14 protein-coding genes are annotated in these 13,987 nt (G+C 62.6%); 7 read left to right on the top strand and 7 right to left on the bottom strand.

Annotated features, from left to right (window positions below; translation table 11 throughout):
• Positions 1-11 precede the first annotated feature (11 nt).
• The 3 genes from alaC (at position 12) to CKO42_RS04920 (ending at position 3,035) form a co-directional block, all read left to right on the top strand.
• Complete coding sequence (alaC, locus tag CKO42_RS04930; protein WP_338034848.1) at positions 12-1,223, top strand: alanine transaminase; 1,212 nt, start codon at positions 12-14, stop codon at positions 1,221-1,223.
• A 51-nt stretch (positions 1,224-1,274) separates the two neighbouring features.
• Positions 1,275-2,591 (top strand): homoserine dehydrogenase, encoded by a 1,317-nt coding sequence (locus CKO42_RS04925; RefSeq protein WP_200240031.1) that lies wholly within the window; start codon positions 1,275-1,277, stop codon positions 2,589-2,591.
• Positions 2,592-2,801: 210 nt separating this feature from the next.
• Positions 2,802-3,035, top strand: coding sequence for a BolA family protein (locus CKO42_RS04920; RefSeq protein WP_200240029.1), 234 nt, complete (start codon positions 2,802-2,804; stop codon positions 3,033-3,035).
• Here CKO42_RS04920 and phoR read toward each other — a convergent pair.
• Positions 3,001-4,371 carry a phosphate regulon sensor histidine kinase PhoR gene (phoR, locus tag CKO42_RS04915; RefSeq protein ID WP_200240027.1) on the bottom strand — a complete coding sequence of 457 codons (1,371 nt, stop codon included), beginning with the start codon at positions 4,369-4,371 and terminating at the stop codon, positions 3,001-3,003. The two genes, CKO42_RS04920 and phoR, sit on opposite strands and share 35 nt — an antisense overlap.
• A 13-nt stretch (positions 4,372-4,384) precedes the next feature.
• Positions 4,385-5,065, bottom strand: coding sequence for a phosphate regulon transcriptional regulator PhoB (phoB, locus tag CKO42_RS04910; protein WP_200240025.1), 681 nt, complete (start codon positions 5,063-5,065; stop codon positions 4,385-4,387).
• Between the two features lie 310 nt (positions 5,066-5,375).
• Here phoB and CKO42_RS04905 point away from each other — a divergent pair, with 310 nt between their 5' ends.
• Positions 5,376-5,921, top strand: coding sequence for an NUDIX hydrolase (locus CKO42_RS04905; protein WP_200240244.1), 546 nt, complete (start codon positions 5,376-5,378; stop codon positions 5,919-5,921).
• Between the two features lie 18 nt (positions 5,922-5,939).
• Here the strand turns inward: CKO42_RS04905 and CKO42_RS04900 are convergent, their stop codons facing one another.
• Positions 5,940-6,986, bottom strand: coding sequence for a M14 family metallopeptidase (locus CKO42_RS04900; protein WP_200240023.1), 1,047 nt, complete (start codon positions 6,984-6,986; stop codon positions 5,940-5,942).
• A gap of 334 nt (positions 6,987-7,320) precedes the next feature.
• Here CKO42_RS04900 and CKO42_RS04895 point away from each other — a divergent pair, with 334 nt between their 5' ends.
• Positions 7,321-7,893: an NnrU family protein gene (locus tag CKO42_RS04895; protein ID WP_200240022.1), complete on the top strand. Its 573-nt coding sequence runs from the start codon at positions 7,321-7,323 to the stop codon at positions 7,891-7,893.
• 92 nt (positions 7,894-7,985) lie between these two features.
• Here the strand turns inward: CKO42_RS04895 and CKO42_RS04890 are convergent, their stop codons facing one another.
• On the bottom strand, positions 7,986-8,378 hold the full coding sequence (locus tag CKO42_RS04890) for a nitrous oxide-stimulated promoter family protein (RefSeq protein ID WP_242479138.1): 393 nt from the start codon (positions 8,376-8,378) through the stop codon (positions 7,986-7,988).
• Positions 8,379-8,493: 115 nt separating this feature from the next.
• Between CKO42_RS04890 and CKO42_RS04885 the strand changes: the two genes are divergently transcribed.
• Positions 8,494-9,144, top strand: a complete 651-nt coding sequence (locus tag CKO42_RS04885; RefSeq protein ID WP_242479137.1) for a L,D-transpeptidase — start codon at positions 8,494-8,496, stop codon at positions 9,142-9,144.
• Between the two features lie 94 nt (positions 9,145-9,238).
• Positions 9,239-9,427 carry a hypothetical protein gene (locus tag CKO42_RS04880; RefSeq protein WP_200240019.1) on the top strand — a complete coding sequence of 63 codons (189 nt, stop codon included), beginning with the start codon at positions 9,239-9,241 and terminating at the stop codon, positions 9,425-9,427.
• Positions 9,428-9,593: 166 nt separating this feature from the next.
• On the opposite strand, the gene CKO42_RS04875 is transcribed toward CKO42_RS04880, so the two are convergent.
• The 3 genes from CKO42_RS04875 to CKO42_RS04865 all read right to left on the bottom strand — a co-directional run bounded on the left by CKO42_RS04875 (position 9,594) and on the right by CKO42_RS04865 (position 13,932).
• Positions 9,594-10,679 (bottom strand): ABC transporter ATP-binding protein, encoded by a 1,086-nt coding sequence (locus CKO42_RS04875; RefSeq protein ID WP_200240017.1) that lies wholly within the window; start codon positions 10,677-10,679, stop codon positions 9,594-9,596.
• Between the two features lie 179 nt (positions 10,680-10,858).
• A complete protein-coding gene (locus tag CKO42_RS04870; RefSeq protein ID WP_200240014.1) occupies positions 10,859-12,538 on the bottom strand; it encodes an ABC transporter permease in 1,680 nt (559 codons plus the stop codon).
• Between the two features lie 329 nt (positions 12,539-12,867).
• Positions 12,868-13,932, bottom strand: a complete 1,065-nt coding sequence (locus tag CKO42_RS04865) for a Fe(3+) ABC transporter substrate-binding protein (protein ID WP_200240012.1) — start codon at positions 13,930-13,932, stop codon at positions 12,868-12,870.
• Between the last annotated feature and the right edge of the window lie 55 nt (positions 13,933-13,987).

The raw sequence follows: 13,987 nt of genomic DNA, 5'->3' as shown, positions 1-13,987 counted from the left end.
TAGAGGTCTCCGTGGTCGCCCCGCAGCCGAGTTTCCGCCGTATCGAGCGGCTTCCGCCCTATGTCTTCAATATTGTCAATGAGTTGAAGGCTGCGGCACGAGCACGAGGTGAGGACATCATCGACTTCGGGATGGGCAATCCCGATCAGCCGACGCCGCAGCATATCGTCGATAAACTGGTCGAGGCCTCTCAGCGACGCGATACGCATCGCTATTCGGTCTCGCGTGGCATCCCGCGCCTGCGCCGCGCGATCGCGCGCTGGTACCTGGATCGCTTCGATGTCGAGTTGGACCCCGATAGCGAGGCGATCGTGACGATTGGCTCGAAGGAAGGCTTGGCGCATCTGGCGCTGGCGACCATGGGCGCGGGCGATACCGTGCTGGTGCCGAATCCAGCCTATCCGATTCATCCTTACGGCTTCATCATCGCCGGCGCCGATGTGCGCCATGTCCGGTTGACCCCGGAGGTCGACTTCTTCGAGGAACTGCGCCGCGCGATTCTCGACTCCTGGCCGCGGCCGAAGATGTTGGTGCTGAATTTTCCCGGCAATCCCACCACGCAATGCGTCGACCTTGCCTTTTTCGAGCAGGTGGTCGAGATCGCGCGTGAGCACGGTATCTGGGTGGTGCACGATATCGCCTACGCGGACATCGTCTTCGACGGCTACAAGGCCCCCTCGATCCTGCAGATTCCGGGTGCGAAGGAGATCGCGGTCGAGTTCTTCTCGATGTCGAAGAGCTACAACATGCCAGGTTGGCGCATCGGTTTCATGTGCGGGAATCCGCAGCTGATCGCGGCCTTGGCGCGGATCAAGTCGTACCTCGATTACGGCACCTTCACGCCGATCCAGGTTGCGGCCATCCATGCCTTGGAGTCGCCACAGGACTGTGTCGCCGAGATCCGGGATATGTACCAGGGCCGCCGCGATGTGCTCTGTGATGGCTTGAACGAGGCGGGCTGGGCCGTTGAACGCCCGAAGGCGACCATGTTCGTCTGGGCGCGCATCCCGGAGGCCTATCGCGAGATGGGCTCGCTGGAGTTCTCGAAGAAGCTGCTGAGCGATGCCAAGGTTGCGGTCTCGCCGGGCGTTGGCTTTGGCGACTATGGCGATGACCATGTGCGCTTCAGCCTGATCGAGAACGAGCATCGCACCCGCCAGGCGGTTCGGGGCATCAAGCAGATGTTCCGTGAAGATGCGCGCGCTGGCTCGACGCCACCCTAACATCATGCGCGGCGGTGTCGCCGCGATCAGCGATAAGCACGAGGAGAACCTATGGAACCGGTCAAGATCGGTCTGCTGGGCTTGGGCACCGTTGGCGGTGGCAGTGTCACCGTCCTGACGCGTAACGCCGATGAGATCGCCCGCCGCGCCGGGCGAGCCATTCAGATCACGCACGCTGCCGCGCGTCAGTATGATCCGGAGCGGATCGAGGGGCTCGAGCAGATTGGGCGCATCAGTGATGATGCCTTCGCGGTCGTCGATGATCTCGCAGTCGAGATCGTCATCGAGCTGATCGGCGGCTACTCGCCGGCGCGTGAGCTGGTGCTGAAGGCGATCGAGAATGGCAAGCATGTGGTCACTGCCAACAAGGCACTGATCGCGATGCATGGCAACGAGATCTTCGCCGCGGCCCAGGCCAAGGGTGTGATGGTCGGGTTCGAGGCCGCGGTCGCCGGCGGTATCCCGATCATCAAGGCCGTGCGCGAGGGCCTGGCCGCGAATCGGATCGAGTGGATCGCCGGCATCATCAATGGCACCGGCAATTTTATTCTCACCGAGATGCGTGACAAGGGCCGCGACTTTGCCGATGTGTTGGCGGAGGCGCAGCGGCTCGGCTATGCCGAGGCGGACCCGACCTTCGACGTCGAAGGCATCGACGCAGCGCATAAGCTGACCATCCTCGCCTCACTGGCTTTTGGGATACCGCTGCAGTTCGACAAGACCTTCACCGAGGGTATCTCAAAGATCGAGCCACAGGATGTCGCCTTTGCCGCTGAACTGGGCTATCGCATCAAGCATCTTGGGATCACGCGTCGCACCGCCGCCGGCATCGAGATGCGCGTGCATCCGACGCTGATCCCGCATCGGCGCTTGATCGCCAATGTCGATGGCGTGATGAACGCGGTGCTGGTCAAGGGTGATGCCGTTGGGCCAACCCTGTACTACGGCGCTGGCGCCGGCGCGCTGCCGACGGCTTCGGCTGTGGTGGCCGATGTGGTCGATTTGGTGCGCGCGTTGACCACTGATCCGACCAACCGGGTGCCACATCTAGCCTTCCAGCCCGGTGAACTGGCCGATACCCCAGTGTTGCCAATCGATGCCGTTGAGACCGCCTATTACCTGCGCATCACTGCGCTGGATCGTCCAGGCGTGATGGCGAGCATCGCCGGCATCTTGAGCGAGGAGGGGATCAGCATTGAGGCGATCAAGCAGAAGGAGCCGGCAGAGGGCGAGACCACGGTGCCGTTGATCCTGCTGACCCACCGCATCGAAGAGGCGGCGATGAACCGTGCCATCGCACGCATCGAGGCCTTTGATGGGGTTTCAGGCAAGGTGGTACGCATCCGCATGGAAGGGCTCGAGGGCTGAGTTCTTGCGCGTCCATCTGCGGTTCCACTCCAAGAGACCGGGAGTGCGACACAGAAGGTGGACGCAAAAAGTCCAGTAAGACGATATCTGTGATTGGCTAGAAATCGCTCTAGAGAACGAAGGCTTGCTCGACTGGCCTCACAACCCAACATAGCCGTCACAAGCAGAACCGGGCCGCAATGGCCCACCGACAAGCGAGCAGTCAAGACGATGGAAATCGAAGCAGTAGCACAGTTGATCCGCAATGGCCTTCCTGGGTCTGAGGTTGAGGTGACGGGTGACGGGAGTCACTTCGAGGCGGTTGTGGTCAGCGACGCGTTTAGTGGTCTGACCCCGATTAAGAAGCAGCGGCTGGTGATGGATACCGTGAAGGCGCAGATCGCCTCCGGCGAACTCCATGCGCTGTCGATCAAGACCCTGACGCCGGAACAGCGCTTGGCTTGAGGGGGGGAAGGTGATTGGCCTGACGATGGTGCTCGAGCTGGGCCGCGCTCAGGCCCTGCTCTGGCGGGAAATGGCAGCTGAATTGGGTTCCTTGGCCAGGCTCACTGGCGACCACGAGTCGTGCTTGATGCCGGCTGAGGACATGCTTGACGATGGCGAGCCCGAGCCCGGTGCCACCGGACTCACGCGAGCGTGCCTTGTCCACCCGATAGAAGCGTTCGGTCAGCCGTGGGATATGCTTCGGTGCGATCCCGGGGCCGTCATCGGTCACGGTCAACACCGGACCACTCGCCGTTTGTGACCAACTCAGCTGGATGTGGCTGCCGGGCGGGGTGTGTTTGACTGCGTTGAACAGGATGTTGGAAAACGCGCTGCGTAGCTCAGAGGCCTTCCCGAGCAGCATCAGCTCGTGATCGATCTCGATCTGGAACTGATGGCGGCCGCTGCTGAGCGCAGAGGCATCCGCGACGATCTGCTCTAACTCCTCGGCCACATCGACCGGATGAACCTCCAAGGCCTGCTCGTCCATCTCCAACCGCGACAGGGTCAGCAGGTCTTCGATGATGCTGCGCATGCGCTCGGCCTGATGCTGCATGCGGTTGAGTGGCCGGCGATGACCGGCAGGGGTCAAGGCCGAATCGGCCAGGGTCTCTAAGAACCCGGTGATCACCGTCAGCGGTGTGCGCAGCTCGTGTGAGGCGTTGGCGACGAAGTCACGCCGGATCAGGTTCAGATGGAAGACCTTGGTGATATCGCGGCCCACCACCAAGCGCTGCTTTTTGCGTTCGCCGAAGGGGGCGACGCGGATGCTGAGCATGACGGAGCGGTTGTGGGCGGGTGCGACCTCGAGCGGCCGGGCGTACTCGCCAGCGACGATGTAGCTGGAAAGTTCCGGGTGTTCGAAGACCTCAGACAAGGCTCTGCCATCGTCGCGTGGCCAATGCACGTCCATCAATACCTGAGCCGCGGGGTTGGCCCATTCGATGCGGCGGTTCTTGTCCAGTACCACCAAGGCGTCAGGCACGGAATTGGCCGCTTCGCGAAAGCGGCGAAAGAAGCGCAACTGACGCTTACGGCCCTTGCGGCCGCGCTGTTGGTATTGGCCGATGGCGCGATAGATGTCGCCCCAGATGCCGCTTGGGAAAGGCGGGACGAGGCGGTGCTGGCGTCGAATCAAGCGCGCCAGTCGAAACAGGTTCCAAGCATGCCGTGCGAGGAGCGGGCAGAGGGCGATGAGCAGCGCTTCCGCCCAGCCGAGGCCGAGACCGATGAGCAGGGCAGCGCCAAGTCCGGCGGCGAACAGGAGCCCAAGCTCGTACCTTGCACCGTTTCTCATTGCGCGGCTGCCTTCACTTGTCCGAAAACCGGTAACCGACCCCGCGAACGGTTTGCAGCAGGTGCTCATGGCCGGTCTTTTCGAGCGCCTTGCGCAGGCGGCGGACATGCACATCGACCGTGCGTTCTTCCACGTAGACCTGGTCGCCCCAGACCTGATCGAGCAGCTGCGAGCGATTAAAGGCGCGGTCGGCGTGGGTCATAAAGAAATGCAACAGGCGATATTCGGTTGGGGCGATATCGATCGCAATGCCGTTGGCGCTGACGCGATGACTGACATTGTCGATGACCAGGCCGCCGATCTCGGTCTGATCACTGACCTCATCTGGCTTGCTGCGGCGCAAGACCGCGTTCACCCGTGCCACCATCTCGCGTGGCGAGAAGGGCTTGGTGATGTAGTCGTCGGCGCCGGTATCCAGTCCCTTGACCCGGTCCTCCTCCTCGCCGCGCGCGCTGACCATGATAATCGGGATGTTGCGCGTCTTTGGGCTCTGTTTGAGTTGTGCGGCGAGCTCGAGTCCGGAGCGTCCAGGCAGCATCCAATCGAGCAGCACAAGGTCAGGCCCTTCGGCGAGCAGCTTGCGCGCATCATCGGCATGGCCGGCCTCGAGCACCCGGAATCCACCTTCCTCGAGCGCAAAGCGCATCACCTCGCGGATGTCAGGCTCGTCGTCGACGATCATTACGGTTGGCATAAGCAGTATCCCGCGGCTTTCACTTCGATCGATGCGGCATTCTATGTCCGCGTGATGACGGTAGCGTTACCGTGTCGGCAGGCAACCTCAGTGCCTCCATCAACGGTCTGGCCCGAAATCAATGTCTTGCGCGTCAAGCCAGGCGCGGAAACAGGCGTTCTGCGCGATTTTTCCGCAAGCTTTCGCCTTTGGCCTTTGCTTCAAGTGGTCGCCTGGTAATATTCTGTGACCTTGGTTGTTCTGCCTCTAGGTTCAGATATTGAGCGCTGACGAACCGAACGATGACGTGGGCGAGGTTATCCGACGCCCGATGTTCCAAGGCAAGATTATCGACGTCGGCATCGAGCGTGTGCGCCTACCGAACGGTCGTCGTGTCGATCTTGAAGTCATCCGCCACCCCGGCGGCGCGGCTGCGGTGGCGATCGACGATCGGCGTCGCGTCTGTCTGCTGCGGCAGTATCGGTACGTTGCCGGGGGCTGGCTGTGGGAGCTCCCTGCCGGCAAGCTCGATCCTGGCGAAGGCCCGGCCGCAACCGCTGAGCGTGAGCTTGCCGAGGAGGCTGGGCTGGTGGCGGCGACCTGGGAGTCGCTTGGCCACTTGCATAGCTCGCCCGGCGTGTTTGCTGAGGTGATCCATCTCTTCTTGGCCCGCGGCCTGAGCGAGGTCGACCTCGGCCATGGTGCTGACGAGGTGATCGAGGTGCACTGGGTTGCGCTCGATCAGGTGCTCGAATGGTGTTTCAACGGCACCATCACAGACGCCAAGACGCTGGTTGGGCTCTATCGAGCAGCGGCCTTTCTCCGCCACGGCAGCGAGCAGCTGATGGACGGTCCGGTGGCGGTGGTGGCTGAGTGAGCTTTGACAGACATCGCCTTAGTGCCGCGCCGGCACGTGCTGATTGTAGCGCTCCATCAGATAGCACAGGCAGTCCTGGCGAATCACCGTCGCGTCAGCGGTGAGCATTGAAGGCATCGCTGGCTCACGCAGTTTCAGCTCGCCTTCCTCGGTGCCGAAGTAGCGGTCGGTGACGACGCGGCCATGCTCATCTCGAGCCTCGAGATAACCACCCTCACGAACGCGCGCAAAGGCGGTACCGGCGGGTAGCTCGCGGAAGTTGAACCGCTCGAGCTCTGGCGAGAGCACCAGTTGTGCCTGGTGCGGAGGAAAGCCGAAGCTGATCTGCTCCGGGATCGTCACCCGGGCGACGGTGTGAAAGAGGTCGATATCTTGGGCTGGCAGGGCGTGCTCAGGCAGTTCCAACAGGTGCAGACAGGCGTCGATAAATTCCCGGGCGTGCTCAATCCCGTGCCGGTCACCGACGCGCCCGCATTCAAGGGTGACGGCAGGGCAGAGCTTGGCCATGGCCTGTGACTGCACGCCGGTCGGCCGAACGAAATAGACCACCGTGCGTGAGAACAAACGCGCGAGATGCAGATACCGGTTGTCGATGCGGTTGACGCAGGCGTAATGCGGATTGGTGCCGGTGTTGTTGTGTAGGTCGATGCTGGCGAAGATCCCGCGCTGCGCCATCCGCGCTACGACCTCGGCCATCAGCTGCTGGGTCGGTGATGGCGGCTGGTCAGTCCCCGGCCAGACGCGGTTGAAATCGGGCTGGTCGGGCAAATGTCGTGCATTGGCGGCTGCGGCATGGACATTGCCAATAAACAGGCTCATCGCGCGCGGGAGGCGCAATTGGCCGTGGCGCTCGAGGCACTGACTCAGCATCAGTCGCACCGCGTCCCAGCCGACTGGCTCATTGCCGTGCATCAGCACTGAGACGAACAGAGGCGGTTTGCGCTCGCCGTCGAGATGGATCAGCGTTGGACCCTTGAGTTGGGAGATCAGCTCGGCGCTGTTAAGCTCGACCAGCCCTTCCGGGAGTCGGTCCAACTCGGTCAAGGTGATTGGGGTCTCGGTCATGCGTTGGCAGGTCCTGTTACCGTGAAACAAGCGCTTCATCGTTCGGGGGTGGCGATGCGCTGTGGACGTTACCTTGAAACAAGCGCTTCACAAGCGCTTCATCTTCTGGAGTAGCGACGCGCGATGGACATTATTCGCCTTGATCAGTCATGGCGGGCATCGTCACCCTGGCTGCCCGCCACGTCGATACTCTAGCACCGACCAAGGATTCTAGGTTCTTCGCGCGCTCTTGGGCATCCGATGTCGGTTCGATCAGCGCGGTCCAAAGCGCTGGTTGGAGCCCGGCTTGGGCTCAGCGGCAGCGCCACACCATTGTTAATGCGGGATTTTAGTTATGTTCTGGTTGATTATCGGGCTGATCTTGTTTCTCGGCGTGCACTCGGTGTCGATCATCGATGCCGACTGGCGCAATCGAACCGCTGCTCGATTGGGGCAGGTGCCTTGGAAGGCGATCTATGGGCTGATCTCGCTGCTCGGCCTTTATCTCATTGTCATTGGGTATGGGCAGGCTGCGGTCGATCCTATCGTCCTCTATCAGCCGCCGGTCTGGATGCGCCACATCACGCTGTTGCTGATGGTGCCGGTGTTCGTGCTGCTGCTTGCCGCCTATCTTCCTGGTCGAATCCAGCGCACGACGAAGCATCCGATGCTGCTGGCAACCAAGATCTGGGCCCTGGCCCACCTGCTCGCCAATGGCACCCTGGCCGACCTGCTGCTGTTCGGCGGCTTCCTGGCCTGGGCCGTGGCGGATCGCATCTCCTTGAAACGTCGCGCGCCGGTTCCGGTGCCGGCAGCGCCTGCTGGACGGTTCAACGACTGGATTGCGCTTGGTGCGGGCCTTGCGCTCTATGTGCTGTTCTTGCTCTGGGCACACAAAGCGCTGTTTGGGGTGGCGCCGATCGGTTGACCCCGCGATGGGCCAGCGGTGTCGGCTGGCGTCTTCAACACGTCGCGGCCGGCGGTCGGCTAAACGTCGTGGATCGAACCGTCGTCGATTGCTTAGCGCGCCCGCAGCTTATCCCACAGATGCAGGATGCTTAAGAGCGGATAGCGCAGGGTCATGCGCGGCCCTGCGTAGCGCATGACCTCGACGATACGCGGGCGCAGGCTTTTGCTATAGCAGTGCACTGTGCATTGATTGCAGGGTTGCTTCAGCTCGCCAAACACGCAGTTGTCGAGTCGCTGATGGGCATAGCGCAGGAGTTCGTCGCACGCATCACAGCGTTGGCTCGAAACGCCGCGAGCAGCATGATGATCCTGGCAATAGAGGTTGAGCATCGCCGTGATCGTGCGCTTCTCGCGTCGGATACGACGGCCACTGTTGGCCGGCCGCATCCGCGCTCGCGTGCTGGGCTTGGTCGGTGTATTTGGGTCTTGGACGGGCATCTGCATGCGGTTATTATCGAAAAACCGCACCAAATCGGTTTGATAATTGTCAATTAACTGTGACACTCGCCGTCACTGACAATCGAGCTCACTTGGGGCCTTACGCGAGATCTCTGCACCGATGTACAACGTCGTCACACTGGCCAGTGTTTGGCTATTCCTGCTGGTGGGCTGTGCTTCACAGCCCTATCCCCCGCTGCCGTCGGATATGCCGCAGCTCAGCGGTGATGGCGGGGCGAGCCAATCGGTGCCCGCGTCGGCGCTGGACAAGCGCAATCTCCGTGCCAGTGCGCAGGCGTCCATCGCGGACGGCCGGGAGGGCGAGCCGCAGCCAGCCGGTGTCGCAGCCTCGACTTCGGCACCTGTGTCTCAGGTCGTCAATCCGCTTCCGCCAGACCCGGCCAGCTTAGCCAGCGCCGAAAAGCGCCAGCTCGACATCCGTTTGGCGGAGCAGCGCTTCAACTACTTCGAGGATGATCAGCTGGTCTGGACCGGGCCGATCTCATCCGGGACTCCAGCGCATCCGACCCCCAGGGGCAAGTACCTTGTGCAGTCGAAGGACATCAACAAGCGCTCGGGTAGCTACACGAATTACTTCGACCGGCCGACGCCGATGCCCTATTCGCTGCAATTCACCGGCCCTTACTTTGTGCACGAAGGCTACGTGACCGGCCAACCCGAGTCCCATGGCTGCGTGCGTTTGCGGCATGAGGACGCAAAGTTCGTTTACTCGAGGATGCGGGTCGGTGATCGCATCGTTGTCGCCGATTGAGCGTTGACCGCAGCCTGTGTCTATACTGCGCGAAACGTCAACATTCACCCTAGCAAGCGGTCGCCACTGAGGTGTTGATCGCCCGGATGCCATCATGTTTTGGACCAATGTCTTTCTTATTCTCGCCTTCGTCGCGATGATCGCGGGTTTCGTTTGGCTCTTTCGCGATGGCGAGGGGCCAGCACCACAACCGGCCATCATGCGCAAGCCCGATCCCAACGCCGCGCGGTCTCCAGACGACGCTCCGGAGACGGATTCGGCATCAGATGAACACAAGGGTTGAGCAAAATTTGAACAAGGCTTGGAAAAGTCTTGAACAAGGCTTGAGCCGAGGGGTCGCCGAGCTTTGAACGCTCTGCCTTGACCGCTAGGCCTTGACCGCCAGGGCCTTGACCTTCAGGCAACCAACCTTGAGCCACTGAACCGCGTTGGCTGGATTGGCTCAGGTCTCATTGCGAGCTAGCGCAGGGGCAGGCGAAGACCACCAGGTGGTCGGCCTCGAGGCGAATGCCGATGCGCTCTCCGACCGCATGGCGATGATGGCTCGGTACCAGGCAGAGCACCTCTGAGCCGCTATCGAGCTGCAGGGTGTAGAGGAACTCTGCGCCCCTGAACGCGCGCTCGACGATGGTCGCTCGGCGCGGGCTGGATTCGTCGTACAGGACGTCATCTGGGCGAATCAGCACCTCAGCGGCGATGTCGGTGTCGATTCCATGTGGCTGCTCGCTGCTGATTGAGCCGAGCTCGGTACGCACCTGATGCGCATCGAGCACCCGCGCCGGCAGGAGGGCGCCCTGGCCGATAAAGTCGGCGACAAAGCGATCGGCCGGCTCGTGGTAGAGCCCGAAACCGGTGCCCCATTGATGCACGCTGCCTGCATTCAGCACCCCGATCATATCGGCCATGGCGAAGGCCTCGAGCTGATCGTGGGTCACCAGGATGGCGGTTACCCCTTCGCGTTTCAGCATCGCCCGCACCTCGCGGGCTAATTGCTCGCGCAGTTCTGCGTCCATGCTCGAGAAGGGCTCATCGAGAAGCAGAATGTCGGGGCGAGGGGCCATGGCTCGCGCCAGCGCGACCCGCTGCTGCATGCCGCCTGAGAGTTCGTGTGGGAACAAGTCTGCGGCCTGACTCAGACCAACCAGCTCCAGCAGCTCGCTGACGCGCTCGCGGCGTTGGTGGCTGTTCATCGCGCGCAGACCAAAGCCGATATTGCGGGCTACCGAGAGGTGCGGGAAGAGGGCGAAGTCTTGGAACACCATGCCGATATGCCGGCGCTCAGGCGGCAGCATCCAACCGGGCTGTGCGACCTGCTGGCCGCGGATCAGGATCTCGCCCTGGGTGATCGGCTCGAAACCGGCGATGGCGCGCAACAGCGTGGTCTTGCCGCAACCACTGGGGCCGAGGAGGCAGCCGATGGTACCGGTCTCAAGCACGAAGCTGACGTTGCGCACGACGGTGGTCTCGCCGTAAGCGATATCGACCTCGCGGACCGCTAAGCGAACGGTCGGGTTTGGCTGCACGCGCTCTGTCATTTCTGGATGTTGCGCGGCGCCTGTGTGATTTGCTGCTAGTGAGGGCATCTGTGGTCAAGCTCTGCGACGATCACTCATGGGTGGGCCAAGACGGGTGAGCCAAGATGGCTGGGCCTAGACGGGGGTCGAGCGCGTGGCTCAGGATCGGCACCGGTCGAATTGGCGGCAAGGACGGTGGCTCAAACACTGGCGCGCGAGCGGGTGATCGAACGGCTCAGGATGATAACCGGGATCAGTCCGGCGACGACGATGGTCAGTGCCGCCGGACCGGAGTCGGCCAGGCGCTCATCGGAGGCCAGCTCATAGGCGCGGACCGCAAGGGTATTGAAATTGAACGGGCGCAGGATCAGCGTCGCCGGGAGCTCTTTCAGCACGTCGACGAAGACTAACAGCAGCGCCGTGAGCAGGCTGCCTTGTAGCATCGGCACGTGGATGCGGCGCAGCACCTGAGCCGGTCGCAGGCCCATCGAGCGCCCTGCCTCATCCATCGAAGGGCGGATCTTTCCCAATCCTGACTCAACCGTTTGCAGCGAGACGGCCAGGAAGCGAACCAGATAGGCAAAGATCAGCGCCATCAGCGATCCGCTCAGCAACAGGCCGGTGGAGACACCGAAGGTCGCTCGCATCCAGCTATCGACGCTATTGTCGATCCAGGCGAAGGGGATCATGACGCCGACCGCGATTACGGTGCCAGGCACCGCGTAACCCATCCCGGCCGTACGCACCGCAGCGCGGACCAGCCGTGTCGGCAGCAGGCGGCGGCCATAGCCGAGCAGCAGCGCGAGCGCGAGCGCAAGCAGGGCAGCGCCGGCGGCGAGTCCGAGACTGTTGAGGGCGAGACGGGCGAATTCAGCATCCAGACGCTGATCGGCGACGGTGATCGACCACACCGTCAGCTGGCCAGCGGGTAGCAGGAAGCCAAGGCCGAGCGGCGCCATGCAAAAGCCGAAGGCGGCGAGGGCGCGCCAACCGGTCAGCTCGAGGCGTCGGATGGATTGCCGGCGCTGGCCGGTGTCGTGGTAGCGCGCTTGCCCGCGAGAGGTCTGCTCGAGCAGGATCAGCGCGAAGACGAAGCCGAGCAGGAGCGCCGAGAGCTGAGCCGCGGCGGCCGGATTGCCGAGACCGAACCAGGTGCGGAAGATGCCGGTGGTGAAGGTCGAGACGCCAAAATACTCGACCGTGCCATAGTCCGCGAGCGTTTCCATCAACGCCAGCGAGAGGCCGGCGACGATAGCCGGTCGGGCCAGCGGCAGCGCGACCGTGAAGAAGGTCCGCCAGGGGCCATTGCCGAGGGTGCGGCTGACATCAAGCACGCAGAGTGACTGGCTCAAGAACGCCGCCCGCGACAACAAATAGACGTACGGATAGAGGACCAGCGACAGCATCACCGCAGCGCCGGGTAGCGAGCGAATCTGCGGAAACCAATAATCGCCCCAGCCCCAACCAGTCAGATCCCGGATCGCGGTTTGCACCGGCCCAGCGAAGTCGAGCATGCCGGTGTAGGTGTAGGCGATGATATAGGCCGGCATGGCCATCGGTAGCAGCAGCGCCCACTCGAACAGGCCCCGGCCCGGGAATCGACACATGCTCGTCAGCCAGGCGGTGCCGACGCCGCCAATGACGGTGCCGACGCTGACGCCGAGCATGAGCAAGAGTGAATTCGAGACATAGTCGACCAACACGGTGTCGACCAGGTGCCGCCAGACCTCGCCGGCTGGCACGAAGACGAAGCCGACGACGACCAAGATAGGGAGTGCCAGCAGCGTGGCTACCAGGACCACCAAGCCGGTCCAAGCGCGGGGCCGAGCACGGGTCATGAAGGCGAGGCGCCCGGAGTGGGCGGACGAAGAGGCAGTCATGGAGGCGGAGCGGAAGCAGGCTGAAGCGAGGGCGAGTGGCGAGTCCCCGACCCGGTCGGGAGGGGGCACATCATAAGCCGGATCGATGCTTGAGACATCAGCCTTGGCTTAAGGCAGACGCTTTTCAATGTGAATCTCTTAACGTCAATCGCTTAACGTGAATCTCACGCGATTCGTCTGCCGGGGTGGCACCGCGCCATGAGCACTAGGCGGGCTCTCGTTCGACCGGCGCCAGCCCAAGCGACCCGTGACGGGTACAGAGCACACGAGACGGGTAACGCAGGGGGTGGCACATGGCTATCGAAAGGGCCCTTTTCGGCCGTGGGTAGCTACTTCCAGCCGGCGCGATCCATCAGCATGAGCGCCGCGCCGTTGAGTTCTCCGAGCTCGATCAGGTCGAGATCGTCGGCCTCAAAGGTACGCCATTCGGCGAGCACGGGGCTGATCTCAACCCCCTCGCGCACCGGATACTCGCCGTTGACCTCGGCGTACCAGGCCTGGGATTCCGGGCTGACGAGGTATTCGATCAGCTTGACGGCAGCGTCCTTGTTGCTTGCCGCGGCAGTGAGGGCTGCGCCACTGACATTGACATGGGTGCCGCGGCCGTCACCGGCACCAGGCTGATTGGGCCAGAAGACGGCGACCTTCTCGGCGGGCTCCTTCTCGCCTGGGTCGTCGGACTTCAGCATCCCTGCCAGGTAGTAGGTATTGGCGATTGCGATATCGCATTGACCTGCGGCGGCCGCCTTGATTTGGTCACGATCTCCGCCCTTGGGTGGACGCGCCATATTAGCGACAATCGCTTCGGCCCAGGCTTGTGCGGCCTCGGTGCCGTCGGCGGCGATGATCGAGGCCACCAATGACTGGTTGTAGACATTGCTCGACGAACGGATGCAGATGCGGCCCTGCCACTGTGGATCGGCCAGCGCCTCGTAGGTCGAGAGTTGGGACGGCTCGACCTTGCCCTTTACGTACATGATCGGGCGCGCACGCAGCGAGAGTCCGGTCCAATGACCGTCAGGGTCGCGGTAGGTCGTAGGCACGGCTGCATCGACGACCTCGGAGCTAAAGGACTGCGTCAGTCCACCTGCCTTGGCGCGGTGGAGGTTGCCGGCGTCGACGGTCAGTAAGATGTCGGCGGGGCTGTTCGGGCCTTCGTTCTTCAGACGCTGGAGGAGAGCGTCAGCCTTGCCCGTGACCAGGTTGACGGTAATCCCGGTCTCCTCGGTGAAGCGGTCGAGGAGGGGTTTGATCAAGGCTTCCTTGCGCGCCGAGTAGAGATTGACCTCGTCGTCGGCAGCGGCGAGCGCTGGCGCAACGGCGATTGCGAGGCAAAGCGCGGCGAACGGTGCCCGCAAGGAGAGTAGGTGGGCGCGAGAACAGATCGGTATCATGGGTCGAACAGGCTCCAAGTGGTGTGATTGCAACGAGCGGGATCGCTAGTGGTGT

This window comes from Lamprobacter modestohalophilus, from assembly GCF_016583905.1.
In the GTDB taxonomy this organism is placed as follows: domain Bacteria; phylum Pseudomonadota; class Gammaproteobacteria; order Chromatiales; family Chromatiaceae; genus Lamprobacter; species Lamprobacter modestohalophilus.
This window is presented reverse-complemented; position numbering and strand designations above follow the sequence as displayed.

Coding starts and splice junctions, on each gene's coding strand:
- CKO42_RS04925 (WP_200240031.1), top strand. CDS start 1,275: ATGGAACCGGTCAAGATCGGTCTGCTGGGCTTGGGCACCGTTGGCGGT.
- CKO42_RS04920 (WP_200240029.1), top strand. CDS start 2,802: ATGGAAATCGAAGCAGTAGCACAGTTGATCCGCAATGGCCTTCCTGGG.
- phoR (WP_200240027.1), bottom strand. CDS start 4,371: ATGAGAAACGGTGCAAGGTACGAGCTTGGGCTCCTGTTCGCCGCCGGA.
- phoB (WP_200240025.1), bottom strand. CDS start 5,065: ATGCCAACCGTAATGATCGTCGACGACGAGCCTGACATCCGCGAGGTG.
- CKO42_RS04905 (WP_200240244.1), top strand. CDS start 5,376: ATGTTCCAAGGCAAGATTATCGACGTCGGCATCGAGCGTGTGCGCCTA.
- CKO42_RS04900 (WP_200240023.1), bottom strand. CDS start 6,986: ATGACCGAGACCCCAATCACCTTGACCGAGTTGGACCGACTCCCGGAA.
- CKO42_RS04895 (WP_200240022.1), top strand. CDS start 7,321: ATGTTCTGGTTGATTATCGGGCTGATCTTGTTTCTCGGCGTGCACTCG.
- CKO42_RS04890 (WP_242479138.1), bottom strand. CDS start 8,378: ATGCAGATGCCCGTCCAAGACCCAAATACACCGACCAAGCCCAGCACG.
- CKO42_RS04885 (WP_242479137.1), top strand. CDS start 8,494: ATGTACAACGTCGTCACACTGGCCAGTGTTTGGCTATTCCTGCTGGTG.
- CKO42_RS04880 (WP_200240019.1), top strand. CDS start 9,239: ATGTTTTGGACCAATGTCTTTCTTATTCTCGCCTTCGTCGCGATGATC.
- CKO42_RS04875 (WP_200240017.1), bottom strand. CDS start 10,679: ATGACAGAGCGCGTGCAGCCAAACCCGACCGTTCGCTTAGCGGTCCGC.
- CKO42_RS04870 (WP_200240014.1), bottom strand. CDS start 12,538: ATGACTGCCTCTTCGTCCGCCCACTCCGGGCGCCTCGCCTTCATGACC.
- CKO42_RS04865 (WP_200240012.1), bottom strand. CDS start 13,932: ATGATACCGATCTGTTCTCGCGCCCACCTACTCTCCTTGCGGGCACCG.